Consider the following 17,672-nt stretch of genomic DNA (forward strand, 5'->3'; position numbering starts at 1 on the left):
TGATTTATTCAACAAAGCCACTCAACACCACCACTAAAGAGAGCAAAACCCGGATCCAGGCGATTGATGCTGTGCTGCGCCAGTGGCAGGACGAGATGTTGTCCCGCAAAACCACGCGTAAAGTGCTGGTCATTTCGCATATTCAGTCGATGAAAGCGAATTGCCATGACGCACTGTCCATGTTGTTAACCCGCGCGCAGGAGCTGGATGTGCCTCTGTCGGTTGTGCTGATGGGATCGGCCGACCAGGAAGCCATCCTCCTGCAGTCCGGATTGCGTGAATCTCTTCATACGCATCACACGCTCCGGCCCCTCACCTGCCGCGAGTCCCTGAGCTATGTTCAGGCCCAGTGCGAAGCGCATGGCAGCGACGCGACGCCATTCACCCGGGCCCGCATGCGTAAGATGCACGTTCTGACCAAAGGACAGGCTGGCAAACTCAACGAGCTGGCGCACCTTGCGATGCTAGCCGCCTGGACCGAGCGTTCAGCGCAGGTATCGCCGCGCCATCTGCGCCTCGCCGCCGGAGAAGTTCTGCCGGCGAAACCGAAGGGCAAACGCCTTGCCGTTATGGGCCTTTTTGCCTCCGTACTGTTTGCCGCCTGCGGCTGGACATTGATGCCCACCCTTACCGCCAGATTGCCGGTACAGCTGCCCGTGATGGCCAGCTGGAAACCGCAGGCACCAAAAACCGACGCCCCAGCGGGGCCGGTTATTGATAATGAAGTGGTGAACAAGCCAGATGCGATGCATCAGCTCTATACCATGTGGGGTTATGACGCCACGATGGAAGAGGCGCTCTGCCAGAACGCCGGGCAGGTCAACCTGATGTGTAAGGAGGGCAGCGCTCCGGTCGAAGAGCTGGCAAAAGAGGGTTACCCGTGGATCGGCGAGATCAAAACAGGCGATCACCTGAATTATGCCGTGGTGGCCAGAGTAGATGATAAATCGCTGGATCTGCTGATGAATAATCGCACCTGGCAGGTAAGCCGGAGCTGGTTTAACCAGCATGCTACGGGCAATTACACCCAATTGCACCGCCTTACACCGCAGGGGAAAGATGCCGTGAGCGCCGAAAGCAGCGCCAAAGATCTGGGCTGGATGGATCGGCAGCTTAGTCTGGCGCTGAATCTACCCGAAACCCACACAAAGGTGTGGACGGCCGAACTGATGCAACGTACCCGCGAGTTTCAGCAGAAAATGCATCTGCATGTGGACGGGATTGCGGGTGAAGATACATTGATGCAGTTAATGCGTGAAACCCGGACTACGCCAAGCGTACTTATTCAGCCCGCAAATATATCTGCGACCCCCAACGCGCAGGAGAAGCATTCATAATGTCGACAATTACTCTGGCTGCCCAGCGCAGCGCTATCCTGAACGCACCGGTCTGGTTTTCTTACCGGCGCCCCTCGCTGAAAAAAGTGGTCTGTGCAACCCTGATCTGGTTGGTGGGAATAGTGATGACGATCGCTGCGGGACTCTACGCTCATCTCTACTGGGATCTGCGCCATCCGTTACCTGAGCCAATAAAAGCGAGCGCCGTTAAGCCAGAAACGACGCTATCGGATATGCATTATGTCTATGTCAGTAAACCGTTCCCGCAGCCTGAACCAAAGCAAGAACCGGTGACAAAAGAGATGCCGCCGCTGCAGGAGATGCCCATTGATAGCGGCGATGCCGACTGGCAGCAGGCGCCCGACGGTGAAATGCCGCATGATATTTCCCGGGATACATTGCCAGGAACAGAAGTGAAGAATTCTGCTATCCCCGAACAGGATAATACCGGTCAGACAGTTGATGACGGGGCTATCAAGGCATTATTGATGAAGGCGTTAAAAGAACAGGAAAAAGATTATTCGCAAGGGAAAATGCCCACGCCTCCAGAGGATGAAACCACGGCAGAAACGCAGGCAAATAACTCACTGAAACATAGCAACCCTTTTACTTAAAAAGGAGATGAACAGCGATTAATATTTCTCCGGCAGTGCTGACAAATGCATTAGACGGCCTTTATCAACCTGAATATAATTACCTTTTTTCAGGTCGGCGAGAATTTTTATGATGGTACTTCGGGCCAGGCTGGTATATTCCTGAATATAGTCGTAAATATTGATATCGCGCTGATGTTGCACCATCAGTTCGTTAATTTCCAGCAAGAATTCGCGAACAATCGAGTATGCGCTGCGGGCCACCAGCACTTCGTCACGCTTGCTGAGCAGGCAAACATACCAGGAGAGGACTTTACTCAAGGCTTCCCACAGGTTTTTTTCGCTCATCAGACGGAAAAAATCCTCTTTTTTAAGGGTTCTTACGACGGTACTGGCACGAACCAGGCCGTACATATGCGTTGAGTTGTAATAAATAGAGGAGAGACCGAAAATACATTTATTCTGCAGAGTGAACATACACAATTCATCCGACTCGCGGCGGAATTCAACTTCACCGCTAACGATAAAATGAATATTTTCGTTGTTCTCGGTACTGATACGCTGCCATTTGCGTAAGGTTCTTTCTTCAAAACCTTCAGTTGCCGCGATAATAGCGTCGAGTTCAGCTTGTGGACGGCTATTTTTACCATAGATACTTAACATAGTTATACCTGTTAAAATTAAATTGAAAAGGTGAACGTGCGCAATCACAGCGCATAAATGCGTAGTCCATTTAACAAATGCAAAGTAAAGCTAAGACGTTAGCACATCAGTGTTTCTTATTTGTCGTGTCGATATATTGTCAAACACGTTTGCGAGTAATTTCGACTGAGGAAACTATAAAACATCAACGCGGTGAATGTGATTAAAAAATCAGTCCAAAAGAAGACCGTGAAAAAGTGGAGTCGGGTAACCCGAAGGATTACCCCTGCCCGTAGCGCTCTAACAGCGCCTCCGCGATAGCCAGCGTTTCGCGATCGGCCACGCCGTCCCAGCGCGCCGGGCGAAAATGCATCTGAAACGCGACGATCACGCGCTTCTGCTGCGCGTTCGTCATGTTATCGGTCACCTCATAGCCGTAGCGCGCCAGCAGATCGAGCAGTACCTTTTGCTCCACAAGTTCATCTCGCGGCTTACCGTTCAGGTAAAATGCCACCCGCGCCGGGTCGGGCCATGCGCCAATGCCCTGTCTGGCGAGCGCCTGCCACGGAAACAGCGGGCCGGGATCGTCTTTGCGCTGTGGGGCGATGTCCGAATGGGCCACCACATTTTCAGGTCTGATGTTGTAGCGGGTAATAATGTCTTTGGCGAGCGGCACCAGCGCCGCAATTTGCGCAGGCTCAAACGGCGTAAATTGCTTAACGCCCGACGTTTTTTGCCAGCCGCGGTTCTCCAGCTCAATGCCGACCGACGTATCATTAATGCGGTTGGTGCCGCGCCAGAAGCTAATGCCCGCATGCCAGGCCAGTTCGCTTTCAGGCACCAGCTGCCAGATGCGCGGTTTACCGTCTGGTGCAGGGGGGTTAGCCGGAATCAAATAGTGAGAGCTGACGTTCTTATCCGTCAGGGTGGCCAGCGAACTGTCAAAATCATCCGCGGTATAGTGGATCACCAGCACCTTGATGCGCGGGTAAGCCGCCAGCGCCTGATGGCGCGTGTCCAGCTCGTAGGCGCCTTTATCAACGATCCCCTTTTCCGTAACGCATCCTGCCAGCAGCAGCGCCAGCAGGAGCGTGGCAAGCGAACGCCTCATCGGAGGGTTTTCACCGCCGTACCGCTTACGCTCACCATCAGCATGCTGGCATCTTTTCCGACCGTTTCGTAGTCGATATCAATCCCCACGACCGCGTCCGCACCGAGGGCTTCCGCCTGCTCGCCGAGCTCTTTAAAGGCGATTTCACGCGCTTTGCGCAGCTCTTTTTCATATGCGCCCGAGCGGCCGCCAACGATGTCGCGGATACCGGCAAAAAAGTCGCGGAAGATATTGGCGCCGAGAATGGCTTCGCCGGTAACCACACCGCAGTACTCGGTTATTGTCTGCCCTTCCAGGGTTGGCGTTGTTGAAAACTGCATGGTTTCTCTCCTTACTTTAGCGTTCAATGCCTTAGGCACAGCATTATCGGTTCGTTACGCTATGATTGAAAGGATAGTTAATAAATAAGGAAATCAACATGCGCTATTCTGCTTTAACACTTTTGGTGCCCTGCGCGCTGGTGCTCAGCGCCTGTACCACCACGGTCACGCCAGCCTTTAAGGATATCGGTACCCGCAGCGGCCCCTGCATTGAGGGCGGCCCGGACGCCGTGGCGCAGCAGTTCTATGATTATCGCATCCAGCACCGCAGCAACGATCTCACCGGCCTGCGCCCGTATCTGAGCGACGGTCTGGCAAAACTGCTTAACGACGCCACCCGCGATCCTCAGCACAACACATTGATGAAATCCGATCCGTTCTCCAGCCGTACCACGCTGCCGGACAGCGCTGAAGTAGCCAGCGCGTCAACCATCCCGAATACCGATGCCCGCAATATTCCGCTGCGCGTGAAGCTGACGCAGGGAACCCAAACCTGGCAGGATGAAGTGCTGATGATCCGTGAAGGACAGTGCTGGGCGGTAGACGACGTGCGCTACGTTGGCGGTAGCGTTCATGCCCCGGCAGGCACGCTTCGCCAGTCGATTGAGAATCGCTAAACCCGCCGATATAACCTGGTAACCCCCGTAAAATGTGCGGCATTTCATGCGGAATGCCGACATTTATACTCGCCGACCTTACCGTTCGCTATTTTGTGCTATGTTTAAGAGGAAACGCGGGTTATATTTAACTTTTAACGCATAAATATTGCATAACTATTCTGTCAACGGTACTATCTGCGGCCTCAATTGCTATAGATTGCCTGGATGAGTAAAGACTGCCCCGATGAGTATTAAACTAAACGGCATTAACTGCTTCTACGGCGCACACCAGGCGCTGTTTGACATCACGCTGAACTGCCCGGAAGGCGAAACGCTGGTTTTGCTTGGCCCAAGCGGTGCAGGCAAAAGCTCCCTTCTGCGCGTCCTTAATCTGCTTGAAATGCCCCGTTCAGGTACGCTGGCAATTGCCGGTAACCATTTTGATTTCGCGAAAACGCCGTCTGATAAAGCGATTCGCGAACTGCGTCAAAACGTCGGCATGGTCTTCCAGCAATACAATCTCTGGCCGCATCTGACCGTCCTGCAAAACCTGATTGAAGCGCCGTGCCGCGTGTTGGGATTAAGTAAGGATCAGGCGATCGCGCGCGCTGAAAAGCTGCTGGATCGTCTGCGCCTTAAGCCCTACAGCGACCGCTACCCGCTGCACCTTTCCGGTGGTCAGCAGCAGCGCGTAGCCATTGCCCGCGCGCTGATGATGGAGCCTGCGGTACTGCTGTTTGATGAGCCAACCGCGGCGCTGGACCCGGAAATTACCGCCCAGATCGTCAGCATCATTCGCGAGCTGGCGGAAACCAATATTACGCAGGTTATCGTCACCCACGAAGTGGAAGTGGCGCGTAAAACCGCCAGCCGTGTGGTCTACATGGAAAACGGGTATATCGTTGAGCAAGGTGATGCGAGCTGCTTCGCGAACCCGCAAACCGATGCCTTCAAAAACTATTTATCTCATTGATTGTGTCAGGGGAAATATAATGAAAAAAGTATTACTTGCCGTGCTGCTTGCTGGCGTTACCCTTTCTGCTACCGCAGCCCAGACCATTCGTTTCGCCACGGAAGCCTCTTACCCTCCGTTTGAGTCGATTGATGCGAACAACAAAATTGTTGGCTTCGACGTGGACCTGGCTAACGCCCTGTGTAAAGAGATCGACGCGACCTGTACCTTCAGCAACCAGGCGTTCGACAGCCTGATCCCAAGCCTGAAGTTCCGCCGTATCGACGCCGTGATGGCCGGTATGGACATCACCCCGGAGCGTGAAAAGCAGGTGCTGTTCACTACCCCTTACTACGACAACTCCGCCCTGTTCATTGGTCAGAAAGGTAAATTCACCTCTGTCGATCAGCTGAAAGGCAAAAAAGTTGGCGTGCAGAACGGCACCACGCACCAGAAATTCATCATGGATAAACATCCGGAAATCACTACCGTTCCGTATGACAGCTACCAGAACGCGAAGCTGGATCTGCAAAATGGCCGTATCGACGGCGTATTTGGTGATACCGCGGTTGTTACCGAGTGGCTGAAAGCCAACGACAAGCTGGCGCCAGTGGGCGACAAAGTGACCGATAAGGATTACTTCGGTACCGGTCTGGGGATTGCCGTTCGTCAGGGCAACACTGAGCTGCAGCAGAAATTCAACGCTGCGCTGGAAAAAGTGAAGAAAGACGGCACCTACGAAACCATCTACAAAAAATGGTTCCAGAAGTAATTCCTGATGAATGAAATTTTTCCTTTAGCAAGCGCCGCCGGGATGACCGTCGGCCTTGCCGTTTGCGCACTGATTATCGGCCTCGTGCTGGCGATGTTCTTTGCGGTGTGGGAATCCGCGAAATGGTTCCCCGTCGCCTGGACAGGCTCCGCGCTGGTCACCGTGCTGCGTGGGCTACCGGAAATTCTGGTGGTCCTGTTTATCTATTTCGGCTCCTCACAGCTGCTGCTGACGCTGTCGGACGGCTTCACGATCAATCTTGGCTTTGCGCAGATCCCGGTGCAGATGCAGATTGAAAACTTCGACGTTAGCCCGTTCCTGTGCGGCGTGATTGCTCTCTCCCTGCTCTACTCCGCGTACGCGTCGCAAACCCTGCGCGGTGCGCTGAAAGCCGTGCCGCAGGGGCAGTGGGAGTCCGGCCAGGCGTTAGGCTTGTCGAAATCAGCGATCTTCTTCCGCCTGGTCATGCCGCAGATGTGGCGTCATGCCCTGCCGGGCCTCGGCAACCAGTGGCTGGTGCTGCTGAAAGATACCGCGCTGGTGAGCCTGATTAGCGTCAATGATTTGATGCTGCAAACCAAAAGCATCGCCACCCGCACCCAGGAGCCTTTTACCTGGTACATTGTGGCGGCGGCTATCTACCTGGTGATCACGTTGCTCAGTCAGTACATCCTCAAGCGTATTGACCTGCGTGCGACGCGCTTTGAACGGAGACCAGGCTGATGCTTGAATATTTCCCCGAGCTGATGAAAGGGCTGCACACCAGCCTGACGCTGACCGTGGCGTCCATTATCGTGGCGCTGATCCTGGCCCTTATCTTCACCATCATCCTGACGCTGAAAACGCCGGTGCTGGTGTGGATTGTGCGCGGCTACATCACCCTGTTTACCGGTACGCCGCTGCTGGTGCAGATCTTCCTGATTTACTACGGCCCGGGCCAGTTCCCGTCGCTGCAGGAATATCCGGTTATCTGGCATCTGCTCTCTGAACCGTGGCTGTGCGCCCTGATTGCCCTTTCGCTTAACAGTGCGGCCTATACCACCCAGCTGTTCTACGGGGCGATCCGCGCCATTCCGGAAGGACAATGGCAGTCCTGCGGAGCGCTGGGCATGAGCAAGAAAGACACGCTGGCGATCCTGCTGCCGTACGCCTTTAAGCGCGCGCTCTCCTCCTACTCCAACGAAGTGGTGCTGGTGTTCAAGAGTACCTCCCTGGCCTACACCATCACCCTGATGGAGGTGATGGGTCACGGACAGCTGCTGTATGGACGCACCTATGACGTGATGGTGTTCGGTGCGGCAGGCGTGGTCTATCTGGTGGTTAACGGCCTGTTGACGCTGATGATGCGCCTGATCGAGCGTAAAGCGCTGGCGTTTGAGCGCAGAAATTAACTACGCGAGTGCATAAAACTGTATGCATGAAGCGGGTAACCTGATGGGTTATCCGCTTTTTTTTTAGCACACAAACAATACTTAATCATTTTTATTGCATATAAATTCATTAAATGGCATTGTACATCCATGCCGCAGACACGGCGCATAAATAAGACAGACGGGAGCATTACAATGAAAAAGTTAGTTCTGGCCGCATTACTCGCCACCTTCGCCGCTGGCGCATCCGCAGCTGATAAAATCAATTTTGGCGTGTCCGCCACCTATCCGCCGTTTGAATCGCTGGATGCCAGCAACCAGATCGTGGGTTTCGATATCGATCTGGCGAAAGCGCTGTGCAAACAAATGCAGGCCGACTGCACCTTTACCAACCATGCCTTCGACAGCCTGATCCCGTCGCTGAAATTTAAAAAATACGACGCGGTGATCTCCGGGATGGACATCACGCCTGAGCGCAGCAAGCAGGTCGCGTTCACCGACCCGTACTACGCCAACTCGGCGGTGGTGATTGCGAAGAAAGGCGCGTATACCTCTTTCGATCAGCTGAAAGGCAAACGCATCGGGATGGAAAACGGCACCACGCACCAGAAGTACCTGCAGGACAAACATCCTGAAGTGAAAACCGTGGCCTATGACAGCTACCAGAACGCGATTATCGACCTGAAAAATGGCCGTATCGACGGCGTCTTCGGCGACACCGCCGTGGTGAACGAGTGGCTGAAAACCAACCCGCAGCTGGGCACCGCAACCGAGAAAGTGACCGATCCGCAGTACTTCGGTACGGGTCTGGGCATCGCGGTACGTCCGGATAACAAGGCCCTGCTGGAAAAACTGAACGGCGCGCTGAAAGCGATTAAAGCGGACGGTACGTATCAGAAAATCAGCGAGCAGTGGTTCCCGCAGTAAGATTTTTTTGCCGGGTGGCCCGGCCTACGGGGGTGGTAGTCTGTAGGCCGGGTAAGCGCAGCGCCACCCGGCACTCTCACAGCGGCACAAAGAACCTGAACCGCGCCCCGCTCACCGACTCCATCAGCCTGATCCCGCCGCCGTGCAGCTCCAGCATACGTTTCACGATTAACAGCCCCAACCCGCCGCGATTCTCCCGCGATGCCTGGGTATTCAATGCCGACGGCCGCTGGAACAGATCGTCGCGCAGCGAGGCGTCCACGCCCGTTCCGCTGTCAGCCACTTCGACCTGAAGCCGTTCATTCTCCTGCCACACCGCCAGACGAATTTCTCCGCCAGATGGCGTATGGCGCATCGCGTTATCGAGCAGGTTGGTCACCACGCGTTCGATCATCGACACGTCGGCGTTAATCAGCGGCAGCGGTCCCGGCACGTCAATATGCAGATTCACTTCTCGCGTGCGGGCGGTGAGCTCAAACTTCTGCGCCACGTCGGAAATCAGCTCCCCCATCGCGAAACGCTCGCGCTGCGGCTTAATGCCGCCGTGCTCAAGGCGCGCCAGCTCGAACAGCTGCTGCGAAAGATGACGGACTTTTTGTCCCTGACGCAGCGCGGTGGCGAGATACTGCTGGTGCTCCTGCGGCGTCAGCGTGGCGGCTTTTAGCGACAGGGTTTCCAGATAGCCCAGCAGCGAGGTCAGCGGCGTACGGAGATCGTGCGAAATGTTGGCGATAAACTCCCGGCGCTGGCGATCGCTGTCGGCCAGCTGGTCCCACTGGCGGGTGATTTTGCGCGCCAGCTCGATAAAGCTGTTGCGCAGGATCGCCACTTCATCCTTTGCTGCCGCGTCCGATGACTGCGCCGCCAGCTGTCTGATAGCGCTGATGCTGTCCTGCTCCAGCCCGGCGAGCTCCACCGTCAGCTGTTTTACCGGGCGCGTGACCCAGTACCAGACCAGTAAACCTGCCAGCAGGCCAAACAGCGCAACCCACAGCAATGACCACAGCACCGTGCTCCACAGCGCCTTATGCCAGGCCATTTCCGCCAGGGCGTTTGACTCTTCGCCCTGCAAAATAATGTACAGGTAGCCCTTAAGCTCGCCGTCCTGCCGTAGCGGCGTGGCGCTAAAGACCTTTTTATTTTGACTGCGAGGATCGTCGCCCAGGATCGGTATGGCGGTACCGCTCAGGAAGGTCTGAACCGGGGCCAGATCGATTTTTTGTCGCTGAATGTGGCCCGGCGGTGCGGCATCGGCCAGGATATCGCCGTCCGGGGAGACAACATACAGCTCAACGCTCGGATTAAAGGTCATCAGCCGATCGAACAGCGGCTTGAGAGCCCTTCGGTCGACCCTGCCCTGCGCGTCCAGAATCGGTTCACGCTGGACTATCTGCTGCGCCAGCCCGCCCGACAGCCGCTGCACCATCGCGTTACCGTACTGCGTACTGGTGTAGAGCTGTACAGCGCAGGCGACGGTGGCGCAGAGCATCATCAGCAGGATGAACAGCAGCGTCAGACGCTGACTCAGGCTAAAGCGGCGCATCATGATTTGGCTCCGCAAATTTATAGCCCTTGCCCCAGACGGTGCGAATAATCTCCGGCTCGGCGGCGTCCTTCTCAATCTTGATGCGCAGGCGGTTGATATGGGTGTTAACGGTATGCTCATAGCCTTCGTGCTGATAGCCCCAGACCTGCTCCAGCAGCGCCAGACGCGAAAAGACCTCGCCAGGATGACGGGCAAAGAAGTAGAGCAGCTCGAATTCACGCGGAGTGAGATCCACCACCTGGCCGTGAAGCAGCACGCTGCGCGCCAGCGGATCGATGGTCAGACCGTGGGCCTGAATTTGACCGTCGGTTTGCACCTGCCCCATCGCCTGCTGGCGGCGGAACAGCGCTTTGATGCGCGCAATGAGTTCCTGCACCGAGAACGGCTTAGCCAGATAATCATCGGCGCCGGTTTCCAGCCCGGTAATGCGGTCGGTCTCGCTGCTGCGGGCGCTGATGATGATCACCGGCAGGTAGCGCGTCATCTGACGGATACGGCGGCAAATCTCCAGACCGTCAACGCTGGGCAGCATCAGGTCGAGGATCACCGCATCCCAAGGCTGTTTTTCAAGACGCAGTAAGGCCTTGCCCCCGTCGGGCTCGTGGGTGATGGCATAGCCTTCGTCTTCTAAATTGAGTCGCAGAAGCGCCGCGATATCATGGTCGTCTTCCACCAGCAGGATCTGCTTCATGGGTAAGCCTTCAATCATTTCTTATGACGTAAGCTTACCTGATTTCGAGCGGGGGAAGACTTCACATTTTGTTTAAGATTTCACGAGCAGCGTCAACACTTCATAATGCGCGGTATGCGGGAACATATCGAAAAGCTGAACGCGTTCAATGCGGTAGCCCGGCAGGCTGCCAATGTCTTTCGCCATGGTCTGGGCGTTACAGCTGGAATAGACGATGTACTCGGGCGCCATCTGGCTCAGGTAGTCGCACAGCGCCTTGCCGATGCCGCGGCGCGGCGGGTTGACCAGCACCAGCTCCGGCACGTTGCCCTGGCCGGTCGCAAACTGCGTGGAGTCCAGCGCCTGGAAGTGAAGATTCGTTAACCCCAGCCCGGCGGCAGACTGTTTCGCGCAGGCAATCGCTTCAGCAGAAATCTCTATTCCGGTGAGCTGCATCTCTGGCGTGGCGCAGTGCAGACCAAACCCGCCCACGCCGCAGAAGAGATCCCACATATGATGGATGTTTAACGCACGAACCCAGTCGCGGGCGGTGGCGTACAGGCTGCTAGCCACGGTTGGGTTAGTCTGGAAGAAGCTTTGCGGGCGGATCCACAGCGGCACGCCGTTGAAGTTTTCGGCCAGCGCGTGCTGGTCGGTGAAGAAAATCTCTTTCTCCCCTTCCATGATCGCCATATGCACCGGCTGAATATTTGCGGTAATGACCTTCAGCTGCGGCAGCTGTTCCTGCAGCCACGGCAGCGCCGCGCGCAGCTGCTCGAGCTTGGCTTCCGAACGCAGCACGAAGCGCAGCATCATGCCGCCGTCGATCTGGCTTTCCGTCAGCAGAAGGTATTTCAGCTCGCCGCGCCTGCGGGCAACGCTGTAGGGCGTTAACCCCGCGCGCGCAATAAATGGTTTCAGCGCGGCAAATACGGGCTCAAAGGAGGCGGGATACAGCGGGCAGCTGGTCAGGTCTTCCGGCGTGCCGTCGCGGTGCAGCATCCCCAGCAGCGGTTTTTCAACGCTGCCGCTGACCACCATTTTGGCTTTATTACGAAAGCCCAGCTCCGGGCCGCTGACGGGTGCGCACCACTCGCCCACCGCGTGTGCTGCCAGCAGCTGTTGCAGGTCGGCCATTTTGGCGGTGAGTTGTTGAGAAACCGGCTGTTCTATCCACTGACAGGAGCGGCAGCGTCCGGCGTCATAGAGTGCGCACTGCATATGAAAACCTTAAGAATCACGAGGGCTGCGATTATACACATTATTGCAGGCGGAAGAACCGCCGGCTTGAGGCCGGAACGAAGAGTAGACAGAGCACCAGCATATCCGGAAGTTTTTGCATAAACAGCGCGCGCAGGATCTCGCGCTTGGATTCCCCGGCAATGCTGAACAGCTCCGGGTAGCCGTATCCCAGAGAGGCGGCCCACAGATAGCTGGCGGCGGTAATTTGCGTCAGCAGATAGACCCAGCGCGCCCAGTTGCGCCCTTTGACCAGCGAAAACGCGCAGTAGATCTCGATAAACACCAGCACCAGGCTGCTCAAAAAGACCAGCGTCAGATTCCACGTCTGCACGCTGCGGTGAATGAATTCACCGATGCCGCGCACGCCCAGGGTGTTCAGAATCATCAGCACGTCCAGGCAGCGGATCATAATAATGGCGAGCGCCGCCACCTGAACCAGTGCAGGTACGTTAGGACGCGCGTGCGTAGTACGTGATTTTTTTAATAATCCCAATGTTTTACTTCCCTGAAAAACAGTGCCGCGTCATGCGCGGCACATCACTGGAAATTTTAAATCCTTCAGCCGCGTCTTGCACGCTGGATATCGCGCACGCGCTGTTTTTCCGCGCGCGCCATCAAATACCAGGCGATAAATCCGACAATTCCGACCACGCCGAGGATGATGGAAGCCAGGGCGTTAATCTCCGGGTTGACCCCCATGCGCACGCTGGAGAAGACCAGCATCGGCAGCGTCGTCGCGCCCGGTCCGGAGACAAAGCTGGCGATAACCAGATCGTCCAGCGACAGCGTAAACGCCAGCAGCCAGCCGGAGATCACCGCCGGCATAATCATCGGCAAGGTGATGATGAAAAAGACCTTCAGAGGCGTCGCGCCAAGATCCATCGCCGCCTCTTCAATGGAGCGATCCAGCTCGCGCAGGCGCGAGGAGATCACTACCGCCACGTAGGCCGTACAGAAGGTGACGTGCGCCAGCCAGATGGTGAGCATGCCGCGATCCGCCGGCCAGCCGATGGCGTGCGCCAGGGCCACGAACAGCAGCAGCAGCGCGAGTCCGGTGATCACGTCCGGCATAACCAGCGGCGCGGTGATCATAAAGGCGAACCCGTTTGAGCCGCGAAAACGCCCGAAGCGCACCATCACCAGCGCGGCGATCGTGCCCAGCACCGACGCCATTGTCGCCGCCAGGGCGGCAATCGTCAGGCTCAGCCCCACCGCGCTCATCATCGCATCGTCGTGGAACAGCTCGCTGTACCAGCGCGTCGACCAGCCCGCCCAGACCGTTACCAGCTTAGAGCTGTTGAAGGAGTAGATCACCAGCATCAGCATCGGCGCATACAGGAAGGTAAAGCCGATAACCAGGATCGCAATTCGCCACGGGGAGCGCACTACCGGTAAGTTGTTCATCCGTGATCTCCCATCTGTTTCTGCTGATGCTTGTGGAACCACATGATCGGCACGATCAGCAGCAGCAGCATGACAATCGCCACCGCCGACGCCACCGGCCAGTCGCGGTTATTGAAGAACTCCTGCCACAGCACGCGGCCAATCATGATGCTGTCCGGGCCGCCGAGCAGTTCCGGGATCACAAACTCCCCGACCGCCGGGATAAAGACCAGCATTGACCCGGCGATAATGCCGCCTTTGGTCAGCGGGACAATGACGCTGAAGAAGGTTTTTAACGGGCGGGCGCCGAGATCGAGCGACGCTTCCACCAGCGAATAATCAATGCGCGTCAGGGCCGTATAGATCGGCAGCACCATAAACGGCAGGTAGGCGTACACAATGCCGATATAGACCGCGAGGTTGGTGTGCAGGATCGTCAGCGGCTGATCGATAACCCCGAGCCACATGAGAAAGTTGTTCAGCACGCCGTTGTTTTTCAGGATCCCCATCCAGGCATAAACGCGGATCAGGAACGAGGTCCACGACGGCAGGATAACCAGCAGCAGCAGGATGTTGCGCGTCGACGGTTTGCTGTGCGCCACCGCCCACGCCAGCGGGTAGCCCATGACCAGACAGCAGAGCGTCGAGATCGCCGCCACCTGCAGCGACTGCAGATAGGATTCGAAATAGAGCGGGTCGTCGGTGAGCTGCAGGAAGTTGCCGAGGTTAAGCGTCAGCGTCAGCTGCCCGTCGGCCCAGTCCAGCAGGTTGGTGTAAGGCGGTATCGCCCGCGCCATTTCCGCCAGGCTTATCTTGAAAACAATCAGGAACGGCAGCAGGAACAGAAGGATCAGCCACACGTACGGCATGGCGATGACCAGCTTGCGGCCGTGTTTCATCTGCATGCGCGTCAGCCACTGGGCAAGGCCGCCCGGCTTTTCTGCGCGGGCTGGAGGTTCAAGTGCACTCATTTGCCGCTCCTTATACCGTCAGCACGACGCAACTGTCAGCGTCCCAGCACAGGCGCACTTCGTCGCCCCAGGTCGGCTGCCCCTTGCGGTAGCGATGTTCGTTCTGTAGCTGCGCGCTGAGCATCTGCCCGCTTTTCAGCCGCACGTGGTAGATTGACAGATCGCCCAGATAGGCAATGTGGACCACTTCGCCCACGGCAAAGTTATAGCCATCGGCAGGCGGATCCTCGCAGAGCATGATTTTCTCCGGACGCAGCGCGACGTAGACCGGCACGTTATCCACCACCGAGTTGTCAGGATCGACCTTAAGCGGATGCTGCAGCCCCGGCGATTCGATGACCAGGCCATCCTCCTGACGATCTTTCAGCAGCCCTTCGAAAACGTTGACCGAGCCGATAAACTCCGCGCTGTAGCGGGTCGTCGGGTGCTCGTAAATCTCTTCCGGCTCGCCGATCTGCACGAACTTCCCGCGGTTCATGATCGCGATGCGTCCGGCCATGGTCATCGCCTCTTCCTGGTCGTGGGTGACCATCACGCAGGTCACCCCCACGCGCTCCAGGATATCCACCACTTCGAGCTGCATACGGTCGCGCAGTTTTTTATCCAGCGCGCCCATCGGCTCATCGAGCAGCAGCAGTTTCGGGCGTTTTGCCAGACTGCGGGCCAGGGCCACGCGCTGGCGCTGGCCGCCGGACAGCTGATGCGGCTTACGCTTCGCGAACTCCTGCATATGCACCAGGCTCAGCATTTCGGCCACGCGCGCGTTAATTTCGGCCTTCGGCAGCTTGTCCTGCTTCAGGCCAAAGGCGATGTTCTGCTCCACCGTCATGTGCGGGAACAGCGCGTAGGACTGGAACATCATGTTAATCGGGCGCTGATACGGCGGCACGCTGGAGAGATCCACGCCATCGAGCATGATTTGCCCGGCGGTGGGCTGTTCAAAACCGGCCAGCATACGCAGCAGGGTCGATTTACCGCAGCCAGAAGCCCCCAGAAGGGCAAAAATTTCGCCTTTATAGATAGTCAGGCTGACGTCGTCCACGGCATGCTGGCCATCGAAAGATTTGGTGAGGTTACGAATTTCAAGAAGCGGGGTCAGCGCTTTACGGACTTTCGCCTGCGGGCGGGGGATCGCGTCATTCACGGGGTGTTCTCCGGCATAGATCAGTACTGGTGCAAACGCACCGTCAGGGTGCGCATCGCCGGGCGGCGCTAACGCTTGCCCGGCCTACGGGTTGTAAAGGCCCGGTAAGCGATAGCGCCACCGGGCAACAATACCCAACGCCGTTATTTACCGCTTTTCACCTTGGTCCACGCGCGGGTACGCACGCGGTCAATTTTTGGATCCTGAACTTTCAGGGTGAAGAGCTTGGCGAACACATCCGCTGGCGGATAGATAGCCGGGTTATTACGGATTTCTTCGCTTACCAGCGGCAGGGAGGCCTTGTTACCGTTCGCGTAGTAAACGTGGTCACTGATGTGGGCGATCACCTCAGGACGCATCAGGTAGTTGAGGAACTGATACGCTTCGTCTTTGTTTTTGGCGTCAGCCGGCATCGCGAAGACGTCGAAGAACGCCAGCGCCCCCTCTTTCGGAATGAAGTAAGAGACGTTCACGCCGTTTTTCGCCTCTTTCGCGCGGTTAGCCGCCTGCCACACGTCTCCAGCCCAGCCGATCGCGACGCAGATGTCGCCGTTCGCCAGGTCGTTAATGTACTGAGACGAGTGGAAGTAACGAATGTTTGGACGCAGCTTCAGCAGCAGATCGGTCGCCGGGCCGGTGTAATCATCGGCTTTACTGCTGTTCGGGTCTTTGCCCAGGTAGTTCAGCACGGTCGCGAAAATCTCTTCCGGCGCATCGAGGAAGGAGACGCCGCAGCTTTTCAGCTTCTCAAGGTTTTCTGGCTTCAGCACCACGTCCCAGCTGTCCAGCTTGACGTCCGGGCCCAGCACCGCTTTGACTTTATCCACGTTGTAGCCGATACCGGTGGTCGCCCACAGGTAAGGCATCGCGTATTTGTTGTCCGGGTCATGCTTCGCCACCAGCTTCAGCACTTCCGGATCGAGGTTTTTCCAGTTCGGTAACTTGCTCTTGTCCAGAGGCTGGAAGACGCCTGCCGTCAGCTGGCGCTCGAGGAAGCTTGCAGAAGGCACCACGAGATCAAACCCGGTGCTGCCCGCCATCAGTTTTCCTTCCAGCACTTCGTTGGAATCGAATACGTCGTAGACCACTTTAATGCCGGTCTCTTTTTCAAAATTCGCCACCGTGTCCGGCGCAATATAGTCAGACCAGTTGTAAACGTGCAGCGTTTTTTGTTCCGCAGCGAGCGAGCCGGCAGAGACGGCCATCAGAGCACCCGCAACCAGACCCGATAACCATTTTTTATTCAAGGCGATCATATCTTTATTCCTTCTGAAAGCTCGTTAACAAACGAACTAAAACTGTGCAATCTGAAGATATGCAATAATCATGCATAGTTTGTCGCTCTGCCCAAAATAAAAAGAAACCTCTTTACCCGGCAGCTTCCGCTCGCTTTTTTAAGCATCGCAAGAATAACTGTAGCCCGTGTCTCCGGCTATAGCCCAGAAGAAAAAACGCCTTTTATCAATTTTTTATGCAGGTTATGTCTACGTGATAAGCCGAAACGGCCTTCAGGGAGGTGAAAAATTCTTTAAAGAAAGGTTAAAAGCAGCAGAAAAAATGGCCTTCTGCAGCCGCTATGGCAGCGACTGCGCAAAAGTCAGACAGGCTTAGTGAAGAAAATTGGGAGATGCATCATTATTCTCTGCATCATCTTCCGCGCTATACAGCAGATGATGTGCATTGGCTTCCATCATGACCATGGAAATTTGCTCTTCGCTCAAGCGCATAAACCAGGAGAACTGCTTGAACGACAGCCCGGCACCGGAGAATAAAGACTGGCAAACGACCAGTTTTGGCAGATTATCATCCTGTATGTCGAGAAATGCTTTCACCGTCAAAGAACTGGCGTTGATCGCTGACAGGTCGGAGGCCAGCGCCAGCAGCGCGGACGGCTTCACTTCGGCCAGCGCGGAGAAAAGGATGACGTCGTTAATGAGATCGATTTTGGCATCGAAAATGCCGTCGAAATTCTGCATATGAGGCAGATGCAGCGCCTGGCAGGAATCGCATTCGAAGAACGTAATTCCGGCATCATCAAGCCATTGACGTAACGTATCCAGTGTAGGTACGACCTGTAAATCCATCGCTTTGCA

General features: G+C 56.2%; 19 protein-coding genes and 1 pseudogene. 8 read left to right on the forward strand and 12 right to left on the reverse strand.

Going from position 1 to position 17,672, the window contains the following annotated elements:
• Positions 1-20: 20 nt before the first annotated feature.
• A pseudogene (locus AC1VYI_RS17310) lies at positions 21-1,337 on the forward strand (ExeA family protein); the annotation flags it as partial.
• Positions 1,337-1,951, forward strand: coding sequence for a hypothetical protein (locus AC1VYI_RS17315; RefSeq protein ID WP_103142224.1), 615 nt, complete (start codon positions 1,337-1,339; stop codon positions 1,949-1,951). The pseudogene AC1VYI_RS17310 and the gene AC1VYI_RS17315, both read left to right, overlap by 1 nt.
• An 18-nt stretch (positions 1,952-1,969) precedes the next feature.
• Here AC1VYI_RS17315 and AC1VYI_RS17320 read toward each other — a convergent pair whose 3' ends face one another.
• From AC1VYI_RS17320 to AC1VYI_RS17330, 3 genes are all read right to left on the reverse strand, one after another.
• On the reverse strand, positions 1,970-2,593 hold the full coding sequence (locus AC1VYI_RS17320) for a helix-turn-helix domain-containing protein (RefSeq protein ID WP_134867389.1): 624 nt from the start codon (positions 2,591-2,593) through the stop codon (positions 1,970-1,972).
• Between the two features lie 259 nt (positions 2,594-2,852).
• Entirely contained in the window at positions 2,853-3,683 is an 831-nt protein-coding gene (locus tag AC1VYI_RS17325; RefSeq protein ID WP_134866602.1) for an N-acetylmuramoyl-L-alanine amidase, read from the reverse strand.
• A complete protein-coding gene (locus tag AC1VYI_RS17330; protein ID WP_023310944.1) occupies positions 3,680-4,003 on the reverse strand; it encodes a heavy metal-binding domain-containing protein in 324 nt (107 codons plus the stop codon). Before AC1VYI_RS17330 ends, AC1VYI_RS17325 begins: the two co-directional genes overlap by 4 nt.
• A gap of 98 nt (positions 4,004-4,101) precedes the next feature.
• Between AC1VYI_RS17330 and AC1VYI_RS17335 the strand changes: the two genes are divergently transcribed.
• The 6 genes from AC1VYI_RS17335 (at position 4,102) to artJ (ending at position 8,623) form a co-directional block, all read left to right on the forward strand.
• Complete coding sequence (locus tag AC1VYI_RS17335; RefSeq protein ID WP_134866603.1) at positions 4,102-4,620, forward strand: lipoprotein; 519 nt, start codon at positions 4,102-4,104, stop codon at positions 4,618-4,620.
• Positions 4,621-4,846: 226 nt separating this feature from the next.
• Positions 4,847-5,575 carry an arginine ABC transporter ATP-binding protein ArtP gene (gene artP, locus AC1VYI_RS17340; protein ID WP_023310942.1) on the forward strand — a complete coding sequence of 243 codons (729 nt, stop codon included), beginning with the start codon at positions 4,847-4,849 and terminating at the stop codon, positions 5,573-5,575.
• A gap of 19 nt (positions 5,576-5,594) precedes the next feature.
• Positions 5,595-6,326, forward strand: coding sequence for an arginine ABC transporter substrate-binding protein ArtI (gene artI, locus AC1VYI_RS17345; RefSeq protein WP_008500032.1), 732 nt, complete (start codon positions 5,595-5,597; stop codon positions 6,324-6,326).
• Positions 6,327-6,332: 6 nt separating this feature from the next.
• Positions 6,333-7,049 carry an arginine ABC transporter permease ArtQ gene (gene artQ / locus AC1VYI_RS17350; RefSeq protein ID WP_023310941.1) on the forward strand — a complete coding sequence of 239 codons (717 nt, stop codon included), beginning with the start codon at positions 6,333-6,335 and terminating at the stop codon, positions 7,047-7,049.
• Positions 7,049-7,717, forward strand: a complete 669-nt coding sequence (artM, locus tag AC1VYI_RS17355) for an arginine ABC transporter permease ArtM (RefSeq protein WP_023310940.1) — start codon at positions 7,049-7,051, stop codon at positions 7,715-7,717. The genes artQ and artM overlap by 1 nt, the downstream gene beginning before the upstream one ends.
• Positions 7,718-7,891: 174 nt before the next feature.
• Positions 7,892-8,623: an arginine ABC transporter substrate-binding protein ArtJ gene (gene artJ / locus AC1VYI_RS17360; RefSeq protein WP_021240923.1), complete on the forward strand. Its 732-nt coding sequence runs from the start codon at positions 7,892-7,894 to the stop codon at positions 8,621-8,623.
• A 76-nt stretch (positions 8,624-8,699) separates the two neighbouring features.
• On the opposite strand, the gene AC1VYI_RS17365 is transcribed toward artJ, so the two are convergent.
• From AC1VYI_RS17365 to AC1VYI_RS17405, 9 genes are all read right to left on the reverse strand, one after another.
• Entirely contained in the window at positions 8,700-10,169 is a 1,470-nt protein-coding gene (locus AC1VYI_RS17365; RefSeq protein ID WP_482882098.1) for a sensor histidine kinase, read from the reverse strand.
• Entirely contained in the window at positions 10,153-10,860 is a 708-nt protein-coding gene (locus tag AC1VYI_RS17370; protein ID WP_023310937.1) for a response regulator transcription factor, read from the reverse strand. The genes AC1VYI_RS17365 and AC1VYI_RS17370 overlap by 17 nt, the downstream gene beginning before the upstream one ends.
• Positions 10,861-10,932: 72 nt before the next feature.
• Positions 10,933-12,060, reverse strand: a complete 1,128-nt coding sequence (rlmC, locus tag AC1VYI_RS17375) for a 23S rRNA (uracil(747)-C(5))-methyltransferase RlmC (protein ID WP_134866604.1) — start codon at positions 12,058-12,060, stop codon at positions 10,933-10,935.
• Positions 12,061-12,100: 40 nt separating this feature from the next.
• On the reverse strand, positions 12,101-12,574 hold the full coding sequence (locus tag AC1VYI_RS17380) for a YbjO family protein (RefSeq protein WP_023310935.1): 474 nt from the start codon (positions 12,572-12,574) through the stop codon (positions 12,101-12,103).
• A 65-nt stretch (positions 12,575-12,639) separates the two neighbouring features.
• On the reverse strand, positions 12,640-13,485 hold the full coding sequence (gene potI / locus AC1VYI_RS17385) for a putrescine ABC transporter permease PotI (RefSeq protein ID WP_023310934.1): 846 nt from the start codon (positions 13,483-13,485) through the stop codon (positions 12,640-12,642).
• Positions 13,482-14,435 carry a putrescine ABC transporter permease PotH gene (gene potH / locus AC1VYI_RS17390; RefSeq protein ID WP_134866605.1) on the reverse strand — a complete coding sequence of 318 codons (954 nt, stop codon included), beginning with the start codon at positions 14,433-14,435 and terminating at the stop codon, positions 13,482-13,484. Before potH ends, potI begins: the two co-directional genes overlap by 4 nt.
• Positions 14,436-14,445: 10 nt before the next feature.
• Positions 14,446-15,579, reverse strand: a complete 1,134-nt coding sequence (gene potG / locus AC1VYI_RS17395) for a putrescine ABC transporter ATP-binding subunit PotG (RefSeq protein ID WP_023310932.1) — start codon at positions 15,577-15,579, stop codon at positions 14,446-14,448.
• A gap of 143 nt (positions 15,580-15,722) precedes the next feature.
• Positions 15,723-16,835, reverse strand: a complete 1,113-nt coding sequence (potF, locus tag AC1VYI_RS17400; RefSeq protein WP_045354411.1) for a spermidine/putrescine ABC transporter substrate-binding protein PotF — start codon at positions 16,833-16,835, stop codon at positions 15,723-15,725.
• 351 nt (positions 16,836-17,186) lie between these two features.
• A complete protein-coding gene (locus AC1VYI_RS17405) occupies positions 17,187-17,663 on the reverse strand; it encodes a YbjN domain-containing protein (protein ID WP_014169308.1) in 477 nt (158 codons plus the stop codon).
• Between the last annotated feature and the right edge of the window lie 9 nt (positions 17,664-17,672).

It is taken from the genome of Enterobacter sp. QK-SA4 (genome assembly GCF_056856775.1).